Source organism: uncultured Vagococcus sp., assembly GCF_963518325.1.
Taxonomy (GTDB): domain Bacteria; phylum Bacillota; class Bacilli; order Lactobacillales; family Vagococcaceae; genus Vagococcus_D.
This window is the reverse complement of the sequence record NZ_CAUQJB010000024.1, coordinates 14,758-37,783: the sequence shown is the minus strand read 5'-3', so window position 1 is coordinate 37,783 and position 23,026 is coordinate 14,758. Positions and strand designations below refer to the sequence as shown.

The following is a 23,026-nucleotide window of genomic DNA, read 5'->3' as shown; positions in this document are numbered from 1 at the left end:
ACGTTATGGTTCTACCATTAGATTGGCGGGTCTGTAAATATCCACCTGGCAGGTGATACATTCAATATTTAGTAGTTTGGCTAAGTATGTTCGGTGGCTGCCATTTCCATAAACATAATATTCATCTAATTGGCCGTTATAGACAGCCAATATAGGTTCAATGGTGTTTTCCCGATTGGCGATTCTCACAAAAGCCGCCGGTCCTTGGTCATTGATTAACTCGATTAAGTGGGAAAATTTCTCATCAGAATAATTAATTTGGCTATCGCCAATCCCCAAATAGGCATTGTAAACGTCTAACCAGTTGGTCGCTCGATAGAATCTGCCAATGCCGACTATTTTATTGGTAGGAACTTCCATTGACATTGGCGTAGCATCCGTTTCAAATGAGGTGTAATTCTTGGTCTTTTCATGTTTTAATGTTAACAAATGACTGTCTGATAACCAACTGTGAAGCTGGCGATTCGTTTCTACCCTATCTCGCATCTTACTCTCCATCCTGTGTCGCGCTCCGCTTGAGCGGCACAGATCGTGGTGAAACAAGTGAACGGAACACTTCAGATATCTTTAACTTAAGAGATAGATGAGACTTGGGTCTCGATTACTTGAGGCCATTTCTACACTCCTTAGTTACAACATGCGCCTTTTTCTGATAAATAGCAAGTCTAATTTTTCACGACATAGATACGAGCTGGTTTCTGCCCATTAATTCAGCTCGATCTTTGGAACCACACAAAAAGGGCAAAACCGATTGCTCAGCTTTACCCACTACTCATTCCTTCAACATCCTTGCCAATACTTTTTGTCCTTTCGCCATTGACGGCACAACCTGACAGATTGTCTCAGGATAGCTTTCACTTATTTTCGCCATGGCTTCCGGTACCCAAATGGTCTGTAGCTCGGCTTTTTTAGCGGCTTCACACCCCGTCAATGAATCTTCAAACACGATTAGTTCTTCTGGTGCCACCCCTGATTTTTCAATGGCTTTAAGGTAGATATCTGCCTCTGGTTTGCGTTGGGCCACTTCATCTCCAAAAACGATAAAATCGAAATAAGCTGTCAGTTCAAAATGAGCCAAAATACGCTGACCTTTTTCTTGAAAGGTTGAAGAGGCTAGCCCAACGACCAACTGTTTGCTGGTGACGAATTCCAGCATGTCCAATGCGCCAGGCATCAACTTAACTAGCCCTTCTGACATCATTTGAAAAAATATAAGTTCCCTGGCTTGACGAATCGCCTGGGTTAGTTGTGGGATTTGAGTCAACTGATCAATCTCTTTGGCGATGATGTCCCAGCCTAACCCTACCCAAGAGTCGATGACAGCTGGTGAGATGGCCACAGCGTATTTTTCAAAGGCTTGCTTCCAGGCAATTTTATAGACGGTCTCCGTGTCTACTAAACACCCGTCCATATCAAAAATCACACCTGCTATTTTTGCCTTAGTCATTGCCACACTCCTTTCTGTATTCATGATTAATTGTTAACTAGCTGAACTAATTCAACCAAGGCTTGTCTCGTCCCTTGTTCATCTTCTTTTAAGGCAGCTTCAGAAATAATAAAGGAACCACCAACTGCGATGACTTGGTCGTGAGCCAAATATTCCAGAACATTACTCCCATCAATGCCACCTGTAGGTAAGAAGCTAACGTCGTAAAACGGCCCGCTTAGAGCCTTAATCGCCTTGATGCCACCATAAATGTCGGCTGGAAAAAATTTGACAATCGTAAGGCCGTACGCTGTCGCTCGCTGAATATCTCCCGGTGTTGCTGTTCCCGGAAAAATCGGAATTCCTTGATCCAAACAGTAGTCAATCACCTCTGGGACAATCGCTGGTGACACAATGAATTTAGCGCCATTTGCCACGGCAATTTTGGCTTCCTTTAACGTTCTGACGGTGCCTGCTCCAACTGTTAGCCGGCCGGATGCCGCTAATTGTTGGATAGCTTCTCCAGCCAACGGGCTGCGGAATGTCACTTCTACCAATGGTAGGTGACTCGCCAGAATCTCTTCCAAGACTGGTAAACACGTTAAATCCGTTGCGGTATAGAGAGGCAATAATTTCGCCTTTTTCACCAGCTCATAGACTGTCTGTTGGTTTTCCATCTTAACACCTCTTTCTTTGGTTAAGTTCGTTCTTTTTTTCACATAGCAAATGAGTGATTCGTCGTTCCTTTACTCTATTTATCCTATTCACTAATCAAACAGATGGCTTCGCTGATTACTTTTTGAGAGTCGTTATGGCTTCGTGAAGTCCTTGAAGGTAAGAAATACCTAATGCCCGATCGTATAGACCGTAACCTGGCATACATATTTCGCCCCAAATGGTGCGACCATGATCGGGACGAATAACACCATCAAACCCTGCCTCAATTAAAGCCGCCATAATAGCCGCCATATCCAAGGACCCTTCCGTACTTAGATGAGCCGATTCAATAAATTTCTTTTCGCCCAAATAGCCCACATTGCGAAAATGGACAAAATTAATTCGGTGCCCAACAGCCTGAATCATCTCTACTAAATCGTTATTCGGGTCAGCGCCTAAAGAACCGGTACAAAAGGTAATGCCGTTATAAGGAGAATCGATGATCTTAATGATTTTTTCTAAGTCTGATAGATTTTTAGTGATTCTTGGTAAGCCAAAGATTTCCCATGGTGGATCATCAGGATGAATCGCCATCTTCACATCCATCTCTTCGCAGACTGGAATGACTTTTTCTAAAAAATAGCGTAGATTGTCAAATAAATCATCTTCTGTTACCCCTTCGTAAATGTTAACCAGTGAATCAAATTTTTTCAGCCGTTCTTCTTCCCAGCCGGGTAAACTGAACCCTTTTGACTGACTGTGAATCAGTTTAAACATGTCGCTGGCTTCCATGTTGTCAACCACTGACTGATCGTACAACAGTGAAAAGCTACCATCTGAATTTTCATGAGCTAATGTTGTTTTGGCCCAACCAAAAATCGGTTTAAAGCTGTAACAAATTAAGTTAACCCCACAGGCTGAGAGATTGCGAATTGTTTGTCTATAATGCTCGATATAGCGATCTCTTTCTGGTGTTCCCGCTTTAATGGCGTCATGAATTGCCACACTTTCGATGCCTAGGAGTTCTAAACCACCTGACTCGACTGATTCTTTTAAGGCTTGAATCTCAGCTACTTCCCATACATCCCCTGGTAGTTTATTTAATAAGGTTCCAACTACACCTTTAATACCAGGTATTTGTTTAACATGTGTTAATGGGATTGAATCTCCCTGGCCGTACCATCTAAATCCCCACTTCATGTTGACCCATCCTTTACTGTTAGTTTTTATTGCCCCATAAACATCTACTGTCTTCAGTCCGCCTATAAGGCTGATCATCATAGAACCAGCTAGTTACTATCGACACTGTCTTAACTAATCAGACAGATCGTTTCACTAGCTGATCGTCAGAATCACCATCCATTTAAGGCTTAAAAATCATCTTCGTCATCTGCTGCATGCATTGATAAATGCCAACTACTGACACTGTCAACGCCTTGGGCAACAATCCCGTCGGCAGCTCGTTCAACCTCTGTTCCAAGTAGTTGATGATTGATGGTTTCCAATAAGGTGGGCAGATTAGCCCCACCGATGACATACACCTGATCTTGTAAAGGCGGTTCCAGTTCACTCACAACCAGTAAACTTTGATTATAAGGACTGGCACTAATCAGATCGACTAAGACAATGACGCCATCTTCCTGATTTACTTCCTGAATCCCTGCTTTAATTTCCTTTCCAAAGGTTTGAATATCCTGACCTTGAGTCAAGTTAACTGTGACGATATTACTGGTGCTGCCCATAATAACCTGGGCAGCATCTTTTAAGCCGTCACTAAGGGTTCCGTGGGTTGCGATAACGATTCCTAGCATAAGTTGTTCTCCTTTTCCGTTAATAAGTGTTACCTTTACTTCATTCGAATAACCCTTAACCATCTGAGACGATACCTTCGATCCTGTTCTTACGTAAATAATTTAATCAAGGTAGCCAGATTGTCTGTTGACATCTTTTTTAAATCTGTGGGTTCAAGATAATACTGATTGCCTTGAGCCGTTGGTCTCACCTTTGCACCAAAAATAGTCGTAATGGGACCCTTTGACTGGTGAACATTGACCTCTGCTAACTCTTTTGGCAGAGCGGGTCCCCTAACATGGAGTGGTGTCTCTGCTCCTACGCAATCCAATAGATAGATCTGAGCCGACTTCTTACATGACTGTTTCATCGCTTCTAACCCTCGTTCACCGAAACAGCCCTCGTCAATAAAGGCATAGGCTATTTTGGGTTGATCAACTTGGGCCATCAGACACAACAGGGCCAAAACAGATGAGGTATTCCGCACAAGGGTCCTTCTAGTAGACAATCCCTTAGCGACCTTACTTAACAAGTAAAAATAAAGACCATATCCCACCATTGCCGCTAAGGTACTGATTGAACTTAACTTAAAGGCTTGATGGCTGTTGCTCATATATAGCCAGGTTCCCCCTAAACCAATCAGTAAACTAAGCGTCACACTGATTAACATAAAGGCCATGGTCGATTGACGTTGTTTCTCCCGATTAAATAACTCATAGGCCCCAATACTTTGAGGAGGTGTATCGTAGTAGGTACAAATGATCTGATCAGCCTTTTCGATATCACCTACATAAAGATTACTTGACACGTACTTTTTATGTTGTTTGTATTCAATGATACTGATATCTTGACGCATCTTGATAATGTCAGCAGCTAAGGCTGACAGAAAACGCTGTTTCTGCTTATTCGTCCGTCGCACAGGGTAGATAGCTTGATACCGAAATGTCCAATCTTTTAAGCGATCTTGATCCAATTGACTTACCTCCTACTGATAGCTCTGATTTGACCATGAGTGATTGATACAATTCCTAGTTACAGATTCATATCTGCTATAACCCGAACTTGGTTAACACGTCTTTTAATGTGGATTTTGGTGCAGAAGGTGTCGCTTGAAAATAGATGTTTTCCACGCCATAGGTTTCATTCATTTCTTTTAGCTTTTCAGCATCTGCTTTGTTCAGATAAACCGATTTGGTTACCAATACATCTTTTTCCGGATCCTTTTGAGCGATACCGCCGATGTTTAATTCCTTCATTGGCACACCGTGACTCACTAAGTCATAGATGACACTCACTGTCTTAGCGATTAAAATACAATTGTACTCTTTAAACTTAAATTCATCCCAATAAAATTTGGCTTTATCTGGTGTAATGACAATTGTTTTTTGCCCTGTTCGTCCACCAGCACTTTTGTATAAGTCTCGCATAAATGGATCTTTGGCCACAACTTCATCGACGACAAAGATCGAGTTTACCCCGCTTTTTTGTGACAAGGTCATCATGACTTGACCGTGAATTAAACGCTCATCCACTCGTGCTAAATTAATTTCTCCCATGATACTTTCACTTCCTTTTCTATAAGATGCCAATTGTTGCTAAAACGATCAAGATGCCTGTTAACCACAACAGGGCTTGGGTAACTTTTAAGCCTTTTTTGGTATAGAACCAGTAGACACCCATGACGACGGCTAAAGGCAAGAGACCAGGCACAATCTGATCCAATATCTCCTGTATCACAAACTCGCGACCTGAAATTTTAAACTGCAGGGCCGAGGATACTTTCACATAATTTCCTGCCAGAATTCCCATCATAAAGAGTCCGAGAACGGATAAGGTTTCGATCGCATTTTGAACGCCTGAACTTTGCATCAAGCCGGTGGCATTACGTCCCATAGAAAAGGCTTGGCGAGCAAAGAAGACGCCTAACAGGACTTGGTACAAGGCAAAAGCCACAAATGGGAACAACGCGCCTAAAGCACTGCCTTGTTCGGCCCAAGGGACGGCAATGGCAATAAAGATGTATTGAACCGTTCCTGAATCGATGGCATCACCAATTCCAGCTAAGGCGCCCATCAATCCAGCTTTTGTGTTATACATTAAATCATCTTGCATTAAAATATCAGTTTCTTCGTATTCTTCTTGAGCACGCTGTTGCTCCATGGAAGACATCAAGCCAGTAATCACTCCGCCACCCCAACTTAATTGAGTGTTAAAGAACAGCAATTGCCGTTTATAAGCGGCTTTTAAGGCGTCGTCCTCTTTGTATAATTTTTTCAATATCGGCATCATGGCATAAAGCAAGGATGGGGCCAAATAGCGTTCGAATGAATGGGGAATCTCATTGGCAAAATGCCATCGCAGATAGGTTTTAGTCACATCTTTTTTGGTAATTTCTTCTGGTGCCAGATTTGTTTGTTTTGTCATTAGTTTCGCCTCCTCTTTCTTAAAATCCGTCATCGTAATCATCTTCATCATCAAATGTGCCACCGGCAGTCTCTTTGACGACTTGCTTGCCTTTTGTTGCCTGAACAAAAATCAAGGCAATAATCACACCAAAGATCGCGTAGGTTACCATGGTCACATCTAGTGATTTAAAGACAATGCTCATGAAATATGCCAGAAAGAAGAATACCATATAATCTTTACGACCAATGACATACACGGTTGTGGCAATTCCGATTGCAGCAAGTCCACCACCGACTACTTCTAGAACGTGAATCACCACCGTTCCCTCTAAGGCCGTAATCACATCGGCAATTACAGGTGCCCCAAAGTATAAGGCGATAAACACCAAGGGAACAAATAAAACAAATGAAGCGATGGTCGGATAAGTGATCACTGAACGGCTAATGGCTTTCCCATTAAGCTCTTCCACTGCTTTATCTGTATACTTTCCTAAAAAGGTGTTGATAAAAAATCTGAATTGATATAAATAGCTACCTAATAACCCAACTGGTACTGCCACGGCGATTGCGGCTTCTGGTGCCAAATTGCCCATTAACGCCACAGGGACGGCAATTGCGGCTGCGATGGAAGGCTCTGCTGGCATGGATCCGCCAGGTGAAAAGACGCCCATATAAATCATTTGCAAGGCCGCGGTTACGATCATCGCTTGAGGCACATCACCCATCACAATCCCAACAATCAACCCGGTCATTAATGGCGAGAAACGCAAGGTTAAGGTTGCGCCTCCTCCAAGCCATCTCGACATAACCGCCGCTGTCCACAGGGCGATTAAAAAACTTTGCATGACACTTAATGTTTCCATATGTCCTCCTTCTATCCCTTCCCGATATAGTCTTCCAACTGATCAAGCGACTGTCGCAAGGTTTCCTCAGTGATGACAATGGGAATAAGATGAACTTTTTCTTTTGACTCTATAAACGTGATGATCGCGTCAATCACGGTCTGATCCTTGGGGTAAATCCCCATCTGATGCAAGGACTGGGGTAAGGACAACTCCTGGTAAAATGGCCGCAACTCATCAATCACTGCCCACTTACCCTCCAAGGCTAATTGATAAAAGATGCCATAAGCCACTTTTTCACCGTGTAAAAACTGATGACTCTCAGGAATATACTTACTGATGGCATCATGAATCGCATGAGCGGCCGCATTTCTGGCATATTTGTCTCCTAATCCCCCCACCATTCCTGCCACTGCAAAAATAATTTCTGACAAACGGTTGAATTCAGCGGAGATGTGGCCTTGCTTCATGTCGGCAATCGCTTTCGCAGAATCCGTCATAATCGCTTCTTTACAAAGAACTGCGGTTTCTCTGGCTAATGCCAAAAATGGAGACCCTTTCAAATGGGGCTGTTGCAAAATCGCATCGGATTCATACCACTTGGCCAAGGTATCCGCTAAACCTGCAATAAAATAGTCAACCGGAGCATCAATGACTAAGTTTGGATCGCTTACCATAAAGGCTGCCTGTCTTAAAAAGTGTTCCGTCTTTCCTTCGGCTTGACCATTCTCCTTGTACATCACTGAAAGTGGCGTCCAAGGGGCACAATTACTGGCCAATGTTGGAATCACACCAAAATTTAGATTGACAAGGTGAGCCGCATAACCAACTAAATCAGCTAATTTACCGCCACCGACGCCAATAATGAAATCACTATTAGTTGCTTTAACCACTTCTGCGATTAATTCGGCACCCACATAACTGCATTCTCCTGTGTATCGATGATAGGTTACCTGATACTGCTGATCTTCGAGAAATCCCATAAAGGGTTGAGCCTTTTCCCAGGAAACGCCCCCATGAACAACTAAAATATGACCTGCAGCATATTCTGCTAATAGGTTCGGTACCTCATCGATTGCTCCTTGGGAGTAGAGATAAAATTGTGGTCCTACTTTGACTTTCAATTCTGTTAACATCCGTTTACCTCCCTTTTGCTGGAATATAATGACTAGTGGGCTGAACCGCTCGTTCCGGTAATTGTCCCTTGACCATATCCTCCACATCCTGCACACATTTTTCCCCCATGTCTGCCAGACATTCCATGGTATAAGCTGACGTATGGGGAGTCATGACCACATTTTCCATTGAGAGATAAGGATGGTCTTTTCGACCCGGCTCTTCCTCAAGGACGTCTGTGGCAAAGCCAGCAATTTTGCCGTTCTTTAAACCGGTTACAATCGCCTCTTCATCAACTAAGGCACCGCGGGCGCTGTTGGTTATGTAGACATGATCCTTCATCTTAGCAATTTCGTTGTGTGAAATCATATGATAATTAGACTCTGTCAGATTGGCACATAAACAAATCACATCTGACGTTTCAAGTAACTCATCTAATGTCACTTTCTTGGCTCCATAGCTTTGGATATGAAGGGCCGATTTATAGGGATCATACGCCAGAACCTCACACCGAAAACCGTTACGAACAATTTCTACCACACCACTGCCAGTATTTCCCACCCCAATGACGCCGACGGTTTTGTTAAATAAGGTTCGTCCAACAAACTGGGCACGTTCCTCCCAGTTATCGTCTCTGACACTTTGATTGGCTTCGGCTGTTCGCCGTAAAATGGCCATTAAGTTAGTGACATTATTTTCGGCTACTGCGTCCCGTTCCACCAGTGCTGGAATAATTGAGACAATCGTCTGGTGCTTTTTGGCTGCTTCTAGATCAATATTATTGTAGCCGATACCATGACGGGAAATCAGTCTCAGCTCATCTTTATAATCAAAAAATTCCTGAGTAAAAAAGGGGGTTACGCTGGCAATAATTATGTTGTATCCTTGAAGTCTTTCTGCTAACTCTCTGCCTGGTAGATCCCCCTCCACTGACATATGACTGACTTCGCCTAACTGTTTTAACCGTCTCATGTGATCGGGAAAAACTTTCCCAAAACTACTGGAATTGACTATTGCAATACGATAGGTCGTCATCACTAAACTCCTTTCCTCTTACATCCTTCACCCTAAGTTAACCGTTTTCATCTCCTTCCTGTTTATCGATTCCGTTACCTCCTCTTATCAACTTGCCTCTGTCGATACCTAAATACTACGACATAAAAAAAATTATGTAAAGTCTTTATCATAATAAAAAATATTTTTTATTATTACGATAAAACGATCACATAAACCCAACCTGAAAACGTCATCATTCCAACCTGAAAAGCCATGAAAACACCGCAATTAGCAGAATCTCTCATGTCTAACACTTTCATCTATATCGTTCGTTAATTTAAGGAAAGAAGATGACCTCATTTGTTAGTTAGCCCTTCTCATTAACGTCTCTCTCGCCTCAACTGACTTGCCATTCTCCCTTTTACTTTGACAGCTTGAGTCACATTTACTTTAAAGATGCTACCACCAGTCATGTTTCAGACAGGTCAGATCCCTTTGTATCCGGTCTTTATTCAGGTCCTACCTAATCCTCTTTATTGACGTTCCCTCTTGCCACAAAAATTTGAGCTCTATCCCCCTCGTTCAATTAATGAACCCAAAGGGATAAAAAGTATCGCAACATGGGGTGACGCCCTTTTATGCCAACTGACACTCCTAGTCCGATTTGCTTTTTATTTTCAAGAGTGACCACTAAATTTATTTTTTTCTCTCTCTTATAAATTAAAAATTGTTTTTTTTGATTTCTTTCTTTATAATGATGGATAAGTCAAATGAGTCTCTTTTTGACTTATGGACCTTTCACCTTTGATGATTAAGTCGTTATCAATGAGTATTCCCTGTTTACCATTTTTTGTAAGCCTTTTTCCAAACAAATAAAAAGGACTCGCCATGTCCAAAAGGAGGTTCCAATGAAAAACCATTATTTAGATCAACGAATCAGATTAAAAAAAGGCAAATTAAGCGAGACCGAACAAAAAATCGCGGATTACTTTGTCCATTCAGATGAAGTTCTATCACGAAAAACCCTAGAAGAAATGGCTAATGATAGTCATGTCTCTCAATCTTCCATCTATCAGTTCGTCAAAAAGATTGGTTACAGTGGGTTTCAGGATTTTAAAATTGATATCGCTCACAATTTTAGTTATCAACCGACTTTTCACAATTTAAATTCCATGACCGGTGCAGATGATATTAATCCTGACGACTCTAGCATCGATATCGCCAAAAAAGTCTTGCAATCCAATATCTATTCCTTGAACAATGCGATTCACTTTTTGACAGAGGAATTACTTAGTAAGGTCTTATCCATTATTTATTCAGCCAAAACCTTACACTTTTTTGGCCTTGGCGGCTCATCCATTGTGGCCTTTGACAGTTTTCATAAGTTTATTCGGACTAATTATCGGTGTAACTATATTTTTGATTATCACATGCAGCTAGGATTTGCCACTAAACTGACTAGCGAGGATTGTGTTTTTATTTTTTCTCATTCTGGACAAACGAAAGAATCGGTTAATTTGGCTCGCCAAATAAAAAAAACACCTGCTAAAATTATTGCGTTAACAGGCAATAGTGGCTCGGAGCTGGTGAGTTTGGCAGATCAGGCGATTATCGTTCTAACGGAAGAAACCTTGTTTAGAACCGAATCCTTGGCTTCACGCATCAGTTATTTAACTGTTATGGATATCTTGTATACCAATGTCATGCATCACAACTATGATCAAAATATCGAATCAATCAAAAAAATTAGGGATAATATTAGCACAACTAAAACCAATCCTTATAATTTTACGCCTTAGGATTAAATACTGTTGCACCTGTTTCGACTGTTAATCTGACGAAACAGGTTGCATTAAAACCATGCTAGCATTTTCTAAACTAATTCAAAAAAGGTATCCTTTCTGCGTAAGAGAAATGGTCAGCTATCATAAAGAGTGACCTAAAGTTAAGGGACATATAACTGCATCACTTGATTGGGTTAAACTATCTCATTTTTTATGACTTCGATAATATTTCCGTTTTTCACTATTTTGGCTGACTGCCAGTAAGCAATTAAAATTGAAGCAATCACACCTCCACTATAAAGTAAAATTGGACCCAGTTTAAGAGCTGACAAAAATTCTCTCCAACTTATCAATGTTAGGTTGAGCATAAACCAGCAAATTAACATAATGACTGGCAAGCTAATCACAAATGGTTTAATAACAAATGACAAACCTTCCAGTAGCAACAATTGATTTACTCCCGATGGTGTCAAACCAACAGATCTTAATAAAGCATAATCTCGTTTATGTAAATACAAATTATTTGTAATCGTGGTAAATGCATTAATAATTCCAACTAATCCAATTAGACTAGCGACTCCATATACTGCAAACGATATCGCTTTTTGAATTAATTTCTGCTCTTTTTGCTCTTCTAGCAGACTCCAAATTGAAAAATCTTCAGAACCAAGATATGTAGTGCCAGAATGTGTCTCCTCTATCCAGATGGTGAGGATAGCAACGCCTTATTGACCTCCTCTTTCTTAAACTCATCTAATGATCCAATCTTGTATAATACACTTTCTTTGTCTAATGTTTGAATCTCTCCACATTGCACTACCGACACTGCCTTTAGTTTATTCCTCTCTGTCTTCTCCAGAACAATATCCGAATAATAACTCTTCTTCTTATGTTTCTCCTTTAATGTTGTAATTGGCGCTACCAAAACCACGTTGCTATATGCGTTATTCTTATTTGTTGATACGATTAGGACTGGTCTTATTCCAGCTTTTACATTTCCAGTCCTATCACCAAAGTTTGCAATATAAATTCCTCCTTGCACTACTTCGTTCACCTTCTTATTCACGTACACCATCCCTTTTAAAGCTCATAAAAACTATCCAAGCTCCCTTCCATATTTTAGTTTGTATTCACTCCTGATGTTCTTCCATCCACCTAGATTTGTTACTATAAACGTCATTGACGGAGTTTTCTCTTTGTCTCTCCGCTTGTTGTATTCTGTTGTATTGGTGATTTTATTTTCATCGATGTATTTCAACAAGTATTCCAGTTGCTCACCCTTGTCCATTTCCTTGAAGCCTGGATCAACATACTTATCCCTTTTACTTGCAGAAGACTTATTAGCCATAGCCCCTTCATCTACGATGTTTAAAACTCTGTACCAACCATTAAGTGTTAAACCAATGTGTCTGACCTTCTCTGCAAAATAATCAATCTTCTCGTCTTGAGTCATGTCTGGGAAGTCGTCCGATGTATACTCTCTATCTTTCAAGAGAACTTGTCCATCATATCTCACCCCTATAAGTTGCATGATTTGACTCCATGTTAAGTCAGTTCTTGCCATAACAGTAGTTGACGGCGGAGACAGTTTCTTATCTCTATTCTTGTCGTAGTCGGTTTTCGATGGCGATTCACTAATCCCCAATCGATCTATTTCCTTGCGCAGCCTTTGTAGTAATTCTATGTTTTCTGTCAAAGTATCCATTGAATGATTCCCCTTTTTCGTTTGTCAATGAATAGCATACCATTTTTATTTGCCTTTGTTTATGACTTTATACTCCTCTTTTGTGAATAATTCAATCGCATCTTTGTGATAAATTACAATAACAAATTCTTCATTTACCAAGTCCAATTCACGATAGAAGCCACTTTCGTAACAATTAAATATATCGAAAATAATTATTTACATTCGATATATTTAATGATATAGTTAATTTATCAAATAGATAGGAGTGAGTCATATGTTTAAAAAGTCAAAGTTAGTTTGTGTTGTTGCGTCGTTTATCCTGTTTGTTTCACCTTTAGTCTCTTTTGGTAATACTATTCAAGCTGAAGAAGTTGCTTCGAGTAAATCTGAAGTAGTCATCGTAAAAAATGAAAAAATGAAACAACTTGAACAAGAGTTAGCTTTAATAAAACTTAAGGGGCAACGCTCTTTGAAAGCATTGAATGGAGATCCGATTCTTTCACAAGAAGAAACTGCAGCACTCTTGGCAAAATATGATGGTGCCGAGACCACAGTTTACGTAAACCGAGCAGCTGCCTATCAGTCAAAACTTGTAAATGGTGGAGCTAATTTTCTTGCCACTACTAAGAGCGGAATGAGTACACTTAGATCCGAAATGGCTACAACAGCAACATTATTGAAAGCTAACGGTGTGGTAGGTGGAGCAGTTCTTGGTGGACTAGCAGGCGCGATTCTTGGTTTCATGGCCTCAAGTGTCTTTGCAGACAGATGCAGTTCTGGCAGCAACGACATGAAAAGATGGATTGATGTGGGCTCATCTAAGGGTGGGGTACGTATGACTCTTACTGAAGAATTTCCAATTTCAAGTATAGGTTCAACATCGCAAGCCAAAATTCAAAAATTATAGTAAATAAAATAAGTCATAATCAGACCATTTTCTGATTATGACTTATTTTTATGGGGAAAAATGCAACCTTCTCTCTACAATAGTTGGTGGTTAGTTCAGTTTATCAATCTCCCACTACAAATTATGTTATAACGAATGCGTTTTCACTAGTTAAGACTCTCCGCTTTATATAATTACCTTCAAAGAGAGCAATTCGTAAATTAATTACGCAGAGGAGAGTCAGTTTTGAGTCCTTTGGTCAAATTTTACCAATGACGATTAAATAAACCGAACAGATAATACAGACACAAATATATGAACCAGATAGTTCCGATTACAAAAACTAAATTAAAGAGTTTTTTGTTTTTATTTCGAAAAAACAAAACTATATAAATACAAAGAATGGGAATAAAAAAATTTTGTAGCAAATTAATTACAGGTTCTTCTCTATTTAAGAAGATGCTCAAAGGTACTACTAATAAGCAGGTAATAAATATCAGTATTTTGGACTTAGGACGCATGCTTGAGCTCATATTCTCACCACTTTCTTTTTCGATATTGAAAACACAATTAAACTTTTAACCAATCGCCAATCCATTTTTGATTAGTGTAATCAAATAACCTTTTGTAGACCTTACCATCAACGGTTTTAAATCGCCATTCAACTATCTTAGCTCTTTCGATAAGAGGGGAATTAGGCTCTAGTTTGTCACCTTTTTCTACTGCCAAAACACCCGAGTTAAATGGCAATACAGTTCCCAAAATTACCATTAATAAAAATTTGCTCTTCATGACTATTCTCACCTTTCTTCAATTATTTTTAACTTCTTAACAGATATATCATGAGGGTCATCAATCTGACCTACATCTTTGCCTGATATTATTAAGTGAAATATATTATCTTTATCCTTCAATATATAGTTATCAACTTCTTTGTCGATAAAAAAAGTGTCTGAGGAAATGCTTTCGTCCGCTTTGTAAGGTTCTACAATAACAAAAGGGACAAGTAGTAAGCAACAAATGATTGGAAAAATAAAGAATTGAAATTGATTACTAATGTTCCCACTCAATAATCTTTTTGACCTTCTTAGTAGTAATTTATTTTCATAGTAAGTGAAATTTGAAAAGAGAGGGTCAATATTTTTGTTAATAAATAAAGCTTTCTCTTTGACGCTAACAAGCGCCGCCAGATATGACAAAACGTCTTCAGGTTCCATATTATTAGTGACTTGCGAATCTACTCGGAGTTCAATAAGAATATTTACAGCCCCTCTGAAAAAATAAATTAACGGGAACCACCAATAAAAGCAAACTATTATTTCTATAACTAATTTCAACATGTTGTCTCTATTTTTTACATGCTGAAGTTCATGTGAAATAATAAAGCGCAATTCTTCTGCCGTATACCTGCCATGAGGTATTAGAATATGGGGGCTAATTATTCCGATTGTAACAGGAGAAAAAATAGCTGGTGTGGATGCTACATGTACATTTTTAGTTTCATCTATGTAAGGTTTCAGCTCATCATAGCTAGTTAAATTTTTATACATAATTTTTTTCAATTTGTTATATCGTCGGACTAGTTTCATAATTTTAAGTAGGGCTATTAAAAAACAAATGATAACAATAAAATTAGCAACGGTAATCGATTGCGAGAATATGATAAAGACTTCTTTTCTCAATAAAAAAAATAGCGATGGTAAAACAACTTTTGATTTTAGTGTATATGTTATTGGTAATTCTACAGGGATTAATAATCTGGCAATAACAAATAATACAATAAAAAATATATACTTTACTTTGAACCAATTATTACTTTCTTCTACTCTCAAATAAATCATTATTATAATAATGACCATTGATGCTGCCAACAGAGAAATTAACACAGAAGAAAAAGTTAGATTCATATGAACTAGTCTCCTTTAAGTTCATTTTTTCGTTGGTTTATGAGATTTTTTATTTCTTCTAATTCTTCTATCTCATTATTATTTTCAATAAAAGCACTGAAGAGATTCCGAATGGATTCTTCAGATAAATCATTAATAATAAATTGCTCTTCACTTATGGTTGGGGTATAGACTCTTGCCAAAGCTTTCTTTTTTTGTTCAATGTGATCCACTTCAAGATATTTCTTTTTATAAAGATTTTTGACAACTATAGGGATTGTATTTTTACTTAGCTTTGTTCCAATATCAACAACATCAGAGACAGATAGAGGTTTTTGGGCGTGCCAAAAAATTTTTAAAACTTCTTTCTCTTTATTTGTGATTTTAAAATCCATAGTGTAGTCACCTCCGATTATTTACTATCATTATATCACGAAAATTAATAATTTACATTGGATATATTTTTTTACAGTTAATTTTTATGGAATGAGGTCAATATTTGAGACACATTTTTAGAGAGATTTTTCGAAAATTACACTCTGGAGTGTTGCAGAGTTTCAATCAGCTATCAAGCCAAAACCGCTTGACCGCTGATTGAAGCGACTACTTTACCTTCTTTAATAAAATTATCTATCATTTGTGGAAGCATACCTAAAATCTTCATACTCTTTATTGCTTCTTGTTTTTTTTTTTCTTTCATAATTAACTCCTCCATTATTTTTATTTCCCGTTTAATGCAAACTCGTTAGCCTTATTGAATAAAAGTAGCTCCAATTGAAAACCAAGGACAATTAATTACAGATCTCAATTTATCATCTAAATTAGATGACTCAAAACAACCTGTAAGGCTGGTTTCTCTTTATCCCATAGAATTAGCAAGACAAGTAATCAGCGATTTATTAAACAATGGCTTGTCAGAAGATTATTCTATGGATTTCCACGCTTCAGCTAATTTAGATACCTTGTCATTTTTAGGTGATGCCTCACTAATTGGGCGCATGCTTCATAATTTACTCTACAATTGTGTGCTACATAATCCAAATGGATGTCAAATTCATGTTTCTGTTAACTTAACTAGTACCCATTTTAAGTATGTCATTTTAGATGACGGATGCGGTTTTTCTGACAAGCAACTTGATCAGTTTAACGCAAACTATTTTTCTAATAACAAGTATCTTTCTAATGGCGAAACGGCCCATGGCTTTGGACTTCGTTTAGTTTGGCAAATCATTGAGGCTCACTTAGGAAAAATTACATTTAAGAATGGTGAAAAAGGAGGTGCTATTGTAGAAGTTACTTTCCCTTTAAACAGCCAAAGCTGAATCCTCATGCGTCTAAAACAGTAAATAAATTTTTCTTAAATATTGTGATTGCCAATAAGATTGTATAAGTAATCTTGTAGGTGATTAACCTGATATATGTTATTTGTCTATTCCCCAAAAAATTCGATCACTTCTTCGTCACTTAGTCGTAAGTATATATTAATTGCTTCTTCCGTAATACTCTGTTTGTACTTACAATATAAGTCGTGGGGAGCATTCATATCTCCTGTCATTGAATAGTTGTCATGAAGACATCCACCAACGCAAAGATTCCTTATCCAACAAGTTTTACATTTCTCAAAATTATCCAAAGTTGATTTTTTTAAAAAATATTTTTGCTTGTTATCATTATAAAATACGTTCCCTAATGACATTTCTTTATTGCCTACAAACCGTTGGCAAGGATAAATATCTCCATTAATATCAATCGCATATAGATTACTTGCCGCACCACAAACCTTATTCCTAACATTAGCTCTGTGTATGGCACTTAATTGACTCATAAATACTTGATTATTTCTAATTTCCTCAACTTTGCCTTTCTTGATTCGGTTTTCACATTCTAAAAAGAAATTTATATAAGCTTCAGCCATTGCATGGTAATCATTATCTGACAACAAATTTAAGGCTGGTGACAGTACTACATTAGCAAAATCTTTGGAATGTAAAAAATCGTTTAAGTACACTAAATCAAATTGATGAGGAGTTATCGTTCCTCTGGCACCCAAAATTTTTTTATTACGCAAACCTTCCGTATTTTTTAGAACAGTATCATACGATCCTTTTTTGCCACAGAAATATCTATTAGCATCATGCGTCTGACGATCTCCGTCAATGTTAATTTGAGTACTAATTCTATTCTGAACAATAAATGACTCTATGACTAATATATTGGATAATGTTTATACATACAAGTGCACTTTTAGCTTCAAATAATAGAACCTATAACCTTGAGAGTTACTCAAGATTACAGGTTCTATTCCCCTACATTAGATATTCTCGTGGATCAGACCGCATCAACTGATCTACTCTTTAGGCCCACTGTCCTCTCCAAGGTTTGACGTCCCTATACAATTCCGCCTTGCCAATGGAATTAAACAACCCCATCTTATCGGTGACCACCTTTTTGGCCTCTTCGATACACTCAGGATAAATCGCATTCGGGTCCCATAGCTCCGTTGTGGCTAGTATTTCCCGGCATTTCTTGTAAAATGCGTATTTATAATCCGATGAAATATTGACTTTTTGAATGCCAATTCCGACTGCTCGGGCGATTTCTTTATCTGGGTTTGAAGAGCCACCATGTAAAACTAAAGGAATGTCCACTAATTGCTCAATTTCCTCCAAAACCTCGATTTTCAGCTCAGGCGTGACCTCTTTTGGATAAATCCCATGAGCTGTACCAATGGCAATCGCTAAGGTATCAACTCCCGTTCGTTCAATAAACTCTCTGGCATCTGCTGGATTGGTATAAATTACTTTTGAGACACCACCTTCAATGGTGGTCCCTGTATTGCCAATCGTCCCTAATTCCCCTTCAACGGAGATATCCAAAAGTTGACAGACATCAACCACTTCTTTAGTGGTTTGAATGTTTTCCTCAAAACTCAGTAACGAGCCATCAATCATCACAGAGCTAAAACCACAGTGAACGGCCCGCATAATACTGTCTAGATTATCTCCGTGGTCCATGTGCAAGACAAAGGGCACATGACTACTTTTAATACGGGTTAAGACATATTGGAAAAAATCATCTTTAACAAAAGCCAATTCTGTTGGGTGAACCGCAATAATAGCCGGAGAATTATTTTCTTCGGCAGCTTCTACAACCACCCTTAAAAAATTACTATCGGCTACATTAAAGGCCCCAACTGCAAACTTATTTTCTTTGGCAACTGCTAATAATTGACTCATATTGACTAACATTTCATTTCCTCTTTTCCGCGTTTTCGCGTGATTATTGTGATTTCCCTATAGAACCAGCCAGCTCGATGTAGGCTTTTACGACCTTTTTACCGGCTGCGATTGTCTCATGAATTAGCTCTACGTAATCCATGGTTGGTTCCCTTGTTAAGTTGAAGGCAATTGATTCACGCTGAGCTTTCATAAAATCAGCCCCTACGTTAATTTTATTAATCCCTTTGGATACGGAGGTTTTTATATTGGCGGCACCACAACCAGAGCCACCATGTAAAACCAGCGGCATCTCAGTCCCTGCTTTGATTTCATCTAACAAGTCAAAGTGAAAGTCGGGATAAAAACCTCCAGGGTAATTGCCATGGCTAGAACCGTAAGAAATGGCCAAGGCGTCGATTCCCGTTTCTTTGGCAAATCGAATGGCTAATTTCGGATCAGTAAACATCTCGGCATCTGTCTGACTAGTTACCGAACCAATCCCTCCGACCTCTGCTTCCACACTGGCATCAAAGGTCTGAGCAAAGGCGACCATTTCTTTCGTCATAGCGATATTTTCCTCAATGGGATAGGCCGATCCATCGACCATCACACTGCGAAAGCCATGATATAAACACTGCTTGACTCCCGCCATATTTTGCCCATGATCCAAATTAATCGCCACTTCAACACTAGCTGCCTGTGCCAATTTGATGATTGGCTCAGTTAAAATAACACTGTCAAAGTGATAAGCCAAGTGATCCTGTAACAAGTCGATAATAATCGGCGCTCTTAATTCTTGAGCAGCATCAATGGCTGCTTTGGCACTTTCCAAGTTAAAACAATTAATGGCCATAACAGCATAATTACCTTGATTGGCACGCTGAAGCATGCCTTTCATTGAGACGTACATCTCGTGTCCTCCTTTATGATAAGGTAATGGCATCCAAATCAATGGCTTCCTCTTCTACCTCTACAACGGTTGCTTGTGGAGCTTTTTTCAGTACAACCAGCAGCAAAGCCGTCACCACGGTCCCAATCAGCAATGCCAAGCAAAACATCAACGGCTTATTCATGGCTGGCACAATAAACATGCCACCTGAAGGAACTGGTGACCCAACACCCCACAACATGCTGAACCCACCGCCGACGGCCGCACCGGTGGTACAAGCAATGATAACCCGAATCGGGTCGACGGCTGCAATGGGAATGACCCCTTCCGTAATCATGGCAATCCCCATGGGAAAAGCGACTTTAATGTTTTCAATCTCTGTCTCTGAGTACTTGGGTTTGTTAATTAGCTTGGAAATCACCAATGAGAGAGTGACCCCAAAGGGTGGGACCATGGAAGCCAGTATTTTAACAGCTTCCGGCTCATAGACCCCCTCAAGTAAGAGGCCATCAGCGAAGAGAGAGGCCACTTTATTAACTGGTCCCCCAAAATCAAAGGCAGCCATTCCTCCTAAAACTGCCCCAAACACAAATTTCGTACTGCTTTGCATGCCTAATAAAAAAGTCGTCATGCTTTCTGTGGCCCAAACGATCGGCACCCCCACTACGAAATACATTAATAAACCAATAATCACTGTTGAAAGTAATGGCAGGATCATCATTGGCATTAATCCTTCAGCCCACTTTGGCACCTTTAAGTTAAATCGCAGCCATTTGACAAAATAGCCAACTAGATACCCTCCTAACATGCCACCTAAAAAGCCAGCGCCAATTGAATTAGCGATGAGCCCCATAAACAGACCTGGGCCAATCCCTGGTCGATCGGCAATCGAATAAGCAATTGCGCCAGCTATGACTGGTGACAACAATCCCATTCCTAAAACACCGAGAGAAACAAGTGTATCAGGCAAGCTATAGGCCCCTTTATAATTGTCAATGACATTTCCACCGGTTAAATTGCCAATAGCAATCAACAAACCAGCCGTCACGACAATTGGCAACATATAGGAAATAGCTGTTAGGGCATGTTTCTTAATTTCTAGTTTCTTTAACATAGTCTTCCTCCTTTGTTATTTTTCACCTGATGTTCGGTTCAATTCTTCTTCAATCTTATTAATCAGAGCCTTTGGTGCTTTAATCACCATACTAGTAGGAATTTCCACCACTCGTTTGTCAGTAAAACGCTCCTTTCCGCTCACTTTAATATCCGCTGCAATAATCACCACATCTGCTTCTGCAATATCAGCTGAAGTCAATTCGTTCTCCGTCCCAATCGTTCCCTGTGTTTCAACGTGAATGGTGTGTCCCAAAGACTCTGCTCCTTTTAACAATTTTTCTCTGGCAATATAGGTGTGGGCTATACCTGATGTGCAGGCTGCTATTCCAACAATTTTCATGACCGCTCTCCTTCTTTCTCAATAAATAACTGTATCATCTCTCGTTGACTGCCAACTCTCTGCAATTTAAGCATAAATTCGTCATCTGCTAAACAGATTGCAATATTTTGTAGCATCTTAATGTGGGTCGTATTGGCGTCGCTATTTTTAACCGCGAATAAAATGATGATGTTTACCGGTTGGTCATCAAGGGATTCCCAAGCAATTGGCACCTGAGTACGTCCCATGGCAATGGATGTTTGAATGACACTTTCCGACTTACCATGTGGAATGGCGATGCCCTTGCCAAGTCCTGTCACGCCTTCTTGTTCCCTTAATAAGACATCTTCGGCAAAGTCCTCAACACTGTCTATTTTGCCATGTTTAAACAATAACTGGCTTAATTCATCAATGACCTCCTCTTTGGTTGTGGCTAGCAGGCCTAAGTTAATTACGTTTTCAGATAAGACTTCTGAGAAAATCATATTTGTCATTTTTATACCTCACTCATCATTTTTTTGACCATCTTTTTATCGCCTGCTGTAAACATACAATTAACTAGCAAATAAGGGATGGTGACTTCTTTTGTAAAATTAACCGTCGTTAAAATCAAATCGATTTCTTCATATTTCGCCAAATTGTCCATAAACTTTCCGTATGGAAGGACATCTAGAATCTCAATTTCTGGAAAGGCATTTGTCACCTTGACTCGCAATAATTCTGAGGTGCCTACGCCTGAACTGCAGACGATTAAAATTTTTTTGCTGTATTTTTCCGCTTCTAAATGCTTAGCGAAATAGATTGTCAGGAAGCCAATCTCATCTTCCGATATGGGCTTAATGTCGTAATCCTCTTCAATTCTTTTGGTTATCTGACAGACTTGCTGATGAAGATTGGCATACTCACCTTTAATTTCTGCTAACATGCCATTGGTAATCCTCATTTGTCTACTAACGCGATACAGCATTGGCCGAATATGGTTAACTAAATCCAGATACAAATTAGGCTGTTCCATGATTTGCGGATATTCCCAGCTCATACCTTCTATATAATCCGAGGTAATGGCTTCGGCCAAAAGGGTTTCATTCGTTGATTGACGGTAAGAAATACCAGAAGAAACCAGGTATTGAAACAAATAATAGACTTCAATTTCTGGTAATGCCACACTTAAATAACAGGAGACATTGTCAATCACTTGATTGGCAATCTGATAAAGTGCTTTATTTTCAATAATTCGTTTCTGTTCATCCTCACTAATTTGGTCATAAGCCGTTGATAGCACGCGCCCTTCCCGAAAGCGATTAATCAAGATAGTTAAATGAGCGATGATATTAATGTTGTATGGATAAGGTACTTCCTTTTTTAAAGGCACTTCGATTTTTTCTGTGACTTGTTTGCGAATAAAAGCGACATCGTGTTTTTTTGAAAAACCATCTTTTAACAGCAACGTGGCTTCATCCAATATGTTCATATCATTGATGACTCGATTAATTTCTTCCCGAATACGCTTTTCTTGTCCCACAATTTTTAACCGCTTTTTTTGTTTAACCAACTCCAGTTTCTTACTACTTAAATATTCCTGCATGTCATAGATGTCCTTGTTAATGGCTTCGATGCTCAAAAAAAACTTCTCATAAAGGTACGCCATCTGTACGCTGTTCGGTGACCGAAACAGTAAGTAAAGCATGATGTATTTCCGACGCTCGATCGGCGTTTGGACTCGCTCTTTTATGATGTAATGAGTCTTTAAATACCGATCGTAATCAATGCGATACCCCTTGCCTTTTTCTGCTACCAGGATTGGCTGGGATGGTGACTCTTCATTGATTCGCTTGATGGTGCGATAAATTGTTTTAGTTGACATCTGTAACGTTTCTGCCAACTCTTGAGCTGATACATAATCATTTTCCCTTAATAAACAATCGATAAGGGACAGCTCTCGCTGACTAAAGTTCATGATTTCACCCCCGTTCTAGTGGTTTGATAACAGGTTGGTTGCTTTTCTATA

At 39.3% G+C, this 23,026-nt stretch carries 28 protein-coding genes; 3 read left to right on the top strand and 25 right to left on the bottom strand.

Annotated features, from left to right (window positions below; all coding sequences use genetic code 11):
* Positions 1-3 precede the first annotated feature (3 nt).
* The 11 genes from RWN13_RS16845 to RWN13_RS16795 all read right to left on the bottom strand — a co-directional run bounded on the left by RWN13_RS16845 (position 4) and on the right by RWN13_RS16795 (position 9,272).
* Positions 4-486 carry a hypothetical protein gene (locus RWN13_RS16845; RefSeq protein ID WP_314066008.1) on the bottom strand — a complete coding sequence of 161 codons (483 nt, stop codon included), beginning with the start codon at positions 484-486 and terminating at the stop codon, positions 4-6.
* A gap of 286 nt (positions 487-772) precedes the next feature.
* A complete protein-coding gene (locus tag RWN13_RS16840; protein ID WP_314066006.1) occupies positions 773-1,447 on the bottom strand; it encodes an HAD family phosphatase in 675 nt (224 codons plus the stop codon).
* 26 nt (positions 1,448-1,473) lie between these two features.
* Positions 1,474-2,103 (bottom strand): bifunctional 4-hydroxy-2-oxoglutarate aldolase/2-dehydro-3-deoxy-phosphogluconate aldolase, encoded by a 630-nt coding sequence (locus RWN13_RS16835; protein WP_314066004.1) that lies wholly within the window; start codon positions 2,101-2,103, stop codon positions 1,474-1,476.
* Between the two features lie 115 nt (positions 2,104-2,218).
* On the bottom strand, positions 2,219-3,283 hold the full coding sequence (gene uxuA / locus RWN13_RS16830; protein ID WP_314066002.1) for a mannonate dehydratase: 1,065 nt from the start codon (positions 3,281-3,283) through the stop codon (positions 2,219-2,221).
* Positions 3,284-3,453: 170 nt separating this feature from the next.
* Positions 3,454-3,894, bottom strand: coding sequence for a PTS fructose transporter subunit IIA (locus RWN13_RS16825; protein WP_314066001.1), 441 nt, complete (start codon positions 3,892-3,894; stop codon positions 3,454-3,456).
* Between the two features lie 89 nt (positions 3,895-3,983).
* Positions 3,984-4,847: a hypothetical protein gene (locus RWN13_RS16820; protein ID WP_314065999.1), complete on the bottom strand. Its 864-nt coding sequence runs from the start codon at positions 4,845-4,847 to the stop codon at positions 3,984-3,986.
* 76 nt (positions 4,848-4,923) lie between these two features.
* Positions 4,924-5,430 carry a PTS sugar transporter subunit IIB gene (locus RWN13_RS16815; RefSeq protein WP_314065997.1) on the bottom strand — a complete coding sequence of 169 codons (507 nt, stop codon included), beginning with the start codon at positions 5,428-5,430 and terminating at the stop codon, positions 4,924-4,926.
* A gap of 19 nt (positions 5,431-5,449) precedes the next feature.
* Positions 5,450-6,331 (bottom strand): PTS system mannose/fructose/sorbose family transporter subunit IID, encoded by an 882-nt coding sequence (locus RWN13_RS16810; protein WP_399553694.1) that lies wholly within the window; start codon positions 6,329-6,331, stop codon positions 5,450-5,452.
* Positions 6,318-7,142 carry a PTS sugar transporter subunit IIC gene (locus RWN13_RS16805; RefSeq protein WP_314065991.1) on the bottom strand — a complete coding sequence of 275 codons (825 nt, stop codon included), beginning with the start codon at positions 7,140-7,142 and terminating at the stop codon, positions 6,318-6,320. Before RWN13_RS16805 ends, RWN13_RS16810 begins: the two co-directional genes overlap by 14 nt.
* Positions 7,143-7,153: 11 nt before the next feature.
* Positions 7,154-8,257, bottom strand: a complete 1,104-nt coding sequence (locus RWN13_RS16800; RefSeq protein ID WP_314065989.1) for an iron-containing alcohol dehydrogenase family protein — start codon at positions 8,255-8,257, stop codon at positions 7,154-7,156.
* 4 nt (positions 8,258-8,261) lie between these two features.
* Positions 8,262-9,272 carry a D-isomer specific 2-hydroxyacid dehydrogenase family protein gene (locus RWN13_RS16795; protein WP_314065985.1) on the bottom strand — a complete coding sequence of 337 codons (1,011 nt, stop codon included), beginning with the start codon at positions 9,270-9,272 and terminating at the stop codon, positions 8,262-8,264.
* Between the two features lie 869 nt (positions 9,273-10,141).
* Between RWN13_RS16795 and RWN13_RS16790 the strand changes: the two genes are divergently transcribed.
* Positions 10,142-11,032, top strand: coding sequence for a MurR/RpiR family transcriptional regulator (locus RWN13_RS16790; protein WP_314065984.1), 891 nt, complete (start codon positions 10,142-10,144; stop codon positions 11,030-11,032).
* A gap of 179 nt (positions 11,033-11,211) precedes the next feature.
* Here the strand turns inward: RWN13_RS16790 and RWN13_RS16785 are convergent, their stop codons facing one another.
* The 3 genes from RWN13_RS16785 to RWN13_RS16775 form a co-directional block, all read right to left on the bottom strand.
* The gene (locus RWN13_RS16785) at positions 11,212-11,583 is read right to left on the bottom strand and encodes an FtsX-like permease family protein (RefSeq protein ID WP_314066083.1); all 372 of its coding nucleotides are present in this window, start codon (positions 11,581-11,583) and stop codon (positions 11,212-11,214) included.
* A 131-nt stretch (positions 11,584-11,714) separates the two neighbouring features.
* Positions 11,715-12,083 carry a type II toxin-antitoxin system PemK/MazF family toxin gene (locus RWN13_RS16780; RefSeq protein ID WP_314065982.1) on the bottom strand — a complete coding sequence of 123 codons (369 nt, stop codon included), beginning with the start codon at positions 12,081-12,083 and terminating at the stop codon, positions 11,715-11,717.
* Positions 12,084-12,113: 30 nt separating this feature from the next.
* On the bottom strand, positions 12,114-12,722 hold the full coding sequence (locus tag RWN13_RS16775) for a hypothetical protein (protein ID WP_314065980.1): 609 nt from the start codon (positions 12,720-12,722) through the stop codon (positions 12,114-12,116).
* A gap of 256 nt (positions 12,723-12,978) precedes the next feature.
* On the opposite strand from RWN13_RS16775, the gene RWN13_RS16770 reads away from it, so the two are divergent.
* Entirely contained in the window at positions 12,979-13,611 is a 633-nt protein-coding gene (locus tag RWN13_RS16770; RefSeq protein WP_314065978.1) for a hypothetical protein, read from the top strand.
* 549 nt (positions 13,612-14,160) lie between these two features.
* On the opposite strand, the gene RWN13_RS16765 is transcribed toward RWN13_RS16770, so the two are convergent.
* The 4 genes from RWN13_RS16765 to RWN13_RS16750 form a co-directional block, all read right to left on the bottom strand.
* The gene (locus RWN13_RS16765) at positions 14,161-14,382 is read right to left on the bottom strand and encodes a hypothetical protein (RefSeq protein WP_314065976.1); all 222 of its coding nucleotides are present in this window, start codon (positions 14,380-14,382) and stop codon (positions 14,161-14,163) included.
* Positions 14,383-14,390: 8 nt separating this feature from the next.
* Entirely contained in the window at positions 14,391-15,497 is a 1,107-nt protein-coding gene (locus RWN13_RS16760; RefSeq protein WP_314065975.1) for a M56 family metallopeptidase, read from the bottom strand.
* Between the two features lie 5 nt (positions 15,498-15,502).
* Positions 15,503-15,871 (bottom strand): BlaI/MecI/CopY family transcriptional regulator, encoded by a 369-nt coding sequence (locus RWN13_RS16755; RefSeq protein WP_314065973.1) that lies wholly within the window; start codon positions 15,869-15,871, stop codon positions 15,503-15,505.
* 173 nt (positions 15,872-16,044) lie between these two features.
* Positions 16,045-16,176 (bottom strand): hypothetical protein, encoded by a 132-nt coding sequence (locus RWN13_RS16750; protein WP_314065971.1) that lies wholly within the window; start codon positions 16,174-16,176, stop codon positions 16,045-16,047.
* A 229-nt stretch (positions 16,177-16,405) separates the two neighbouring features.
* Between RWN13_RS16750 and RWN13_RS16745 the strand changes: the two genes are divergently transcribed.
* A complete protein-coding gene (locus tag RWN13_RS16745) occupies positions 16,406-16,798 on the top strand; it encodes an ATP-binding protein (protein WP_314065968.1) in 393 nt (130 codons plus the stop codon).
* 107 nt (positions 16,799-16,905) lie between these two features.
* Here the strand turns inward: RWN13_RS16745 and RWN13_RS16740 are convergent, their stop codons facing one another.
* The 7 genes from RWN13_RS16740 to RWN13_RS16710 all read right to left on the bottom strand — a co-directional run bounded on the left by RWN13_RS16740 (position 16,906) and on the right by RWN13_RS16710 (position 22,975).
* Positions 16,906-17,544: an SPASM domain-containing protein gene (locus tag RWN13_RS16740; RefSeq protein ID WP_314065967.1), complete on the bottom strand. Its 639-nt coding sequence runs from the start codon at positions 17,542-17,544 to the stop codon at positions 16,906-16,908.
* Between the two features lie 286 nt (positions 17,545-17,830).
* Positions 17,831-18,724: a ketose-bisphosphate aldolase gene (locus tag RWN13_RS16735; RefSeq protein ID WP_314065965.1), complete on the bottom strand. Its 894-nt coding sequence runs from the start codon at positions 18,722-18,724 to the stop codon at positions 17,831-17,833.
* A 31-nt stretch (positions 18,725-18,755) separates the two neighbouring features.
* Positions 18,756-19,604 carry a class II fructose-bisphosphate aldolase gene (locus RWN13_RS16730; RefSeq protein WP_314065962.1) on the bottom strand — a complete coding sequence of 283 codons (849 nt, stop codon included), beginning with the start codon at positions 19,602-19,604 and terminating at the stop codon, positions 18,756-18,758.
* Between the two features lie 13 nt (positions 19,605-19,617).
* Positions 19,618-20,697, bottom strand: a complete 1,080-nt coding sequence (locus RWN13_RS16725; RefSeq protein WP_314065960.1) for a PTS fructose transporter subunit IIC — start codon at positions 20,695-20,697, stop codon at positions 19,618-19,620.
* Between the two features lie 15 nt (positions 20,698-20,712).
* Complete coding sequence (locus RWN13_RS16720) at positions 20,713-21,039, bottom strand: PTS fructose transporter subunit IIB (RefSeq protein WP_314065957.1); 327 nt, start codon at positions 21,037-21,039, stop codon at positions 20,713-20,715.
* Positions 21,036-21,512 (bottom strand): PTS sugar transporter subunit IIA, encoded by a 477-nt coding sequence (locus tag RWN13_RS16715; protein WP_314065955.1) that lies wholly within the window; start codon positions 21,510-21,512, stop codon positions 21,036-21,038. The genes RWN13_RS16720 and RWN13_RS16715 overlap by 4 nt, the downstream gene beginning before the upstream one ends.
* A gap of 2 nt (positions 21,513-21,514) precedes the next feature.
* Positions 21,515-22,975 carry a PRD domain-containing protein gene (locus tag RWN13_RS16710; RefSeq protein WP_314065952.1) on the bottom strand — a complete coding sequence of 487 codons (1,461 nt, stop codon included), beginning with the start codon at positions 22,973-22,975 and terminating at the stop codon, positions 21,515-21,517.
* Between the last annotated feature and the right edge of the window lie 51 nt (positions 22,976-23,026).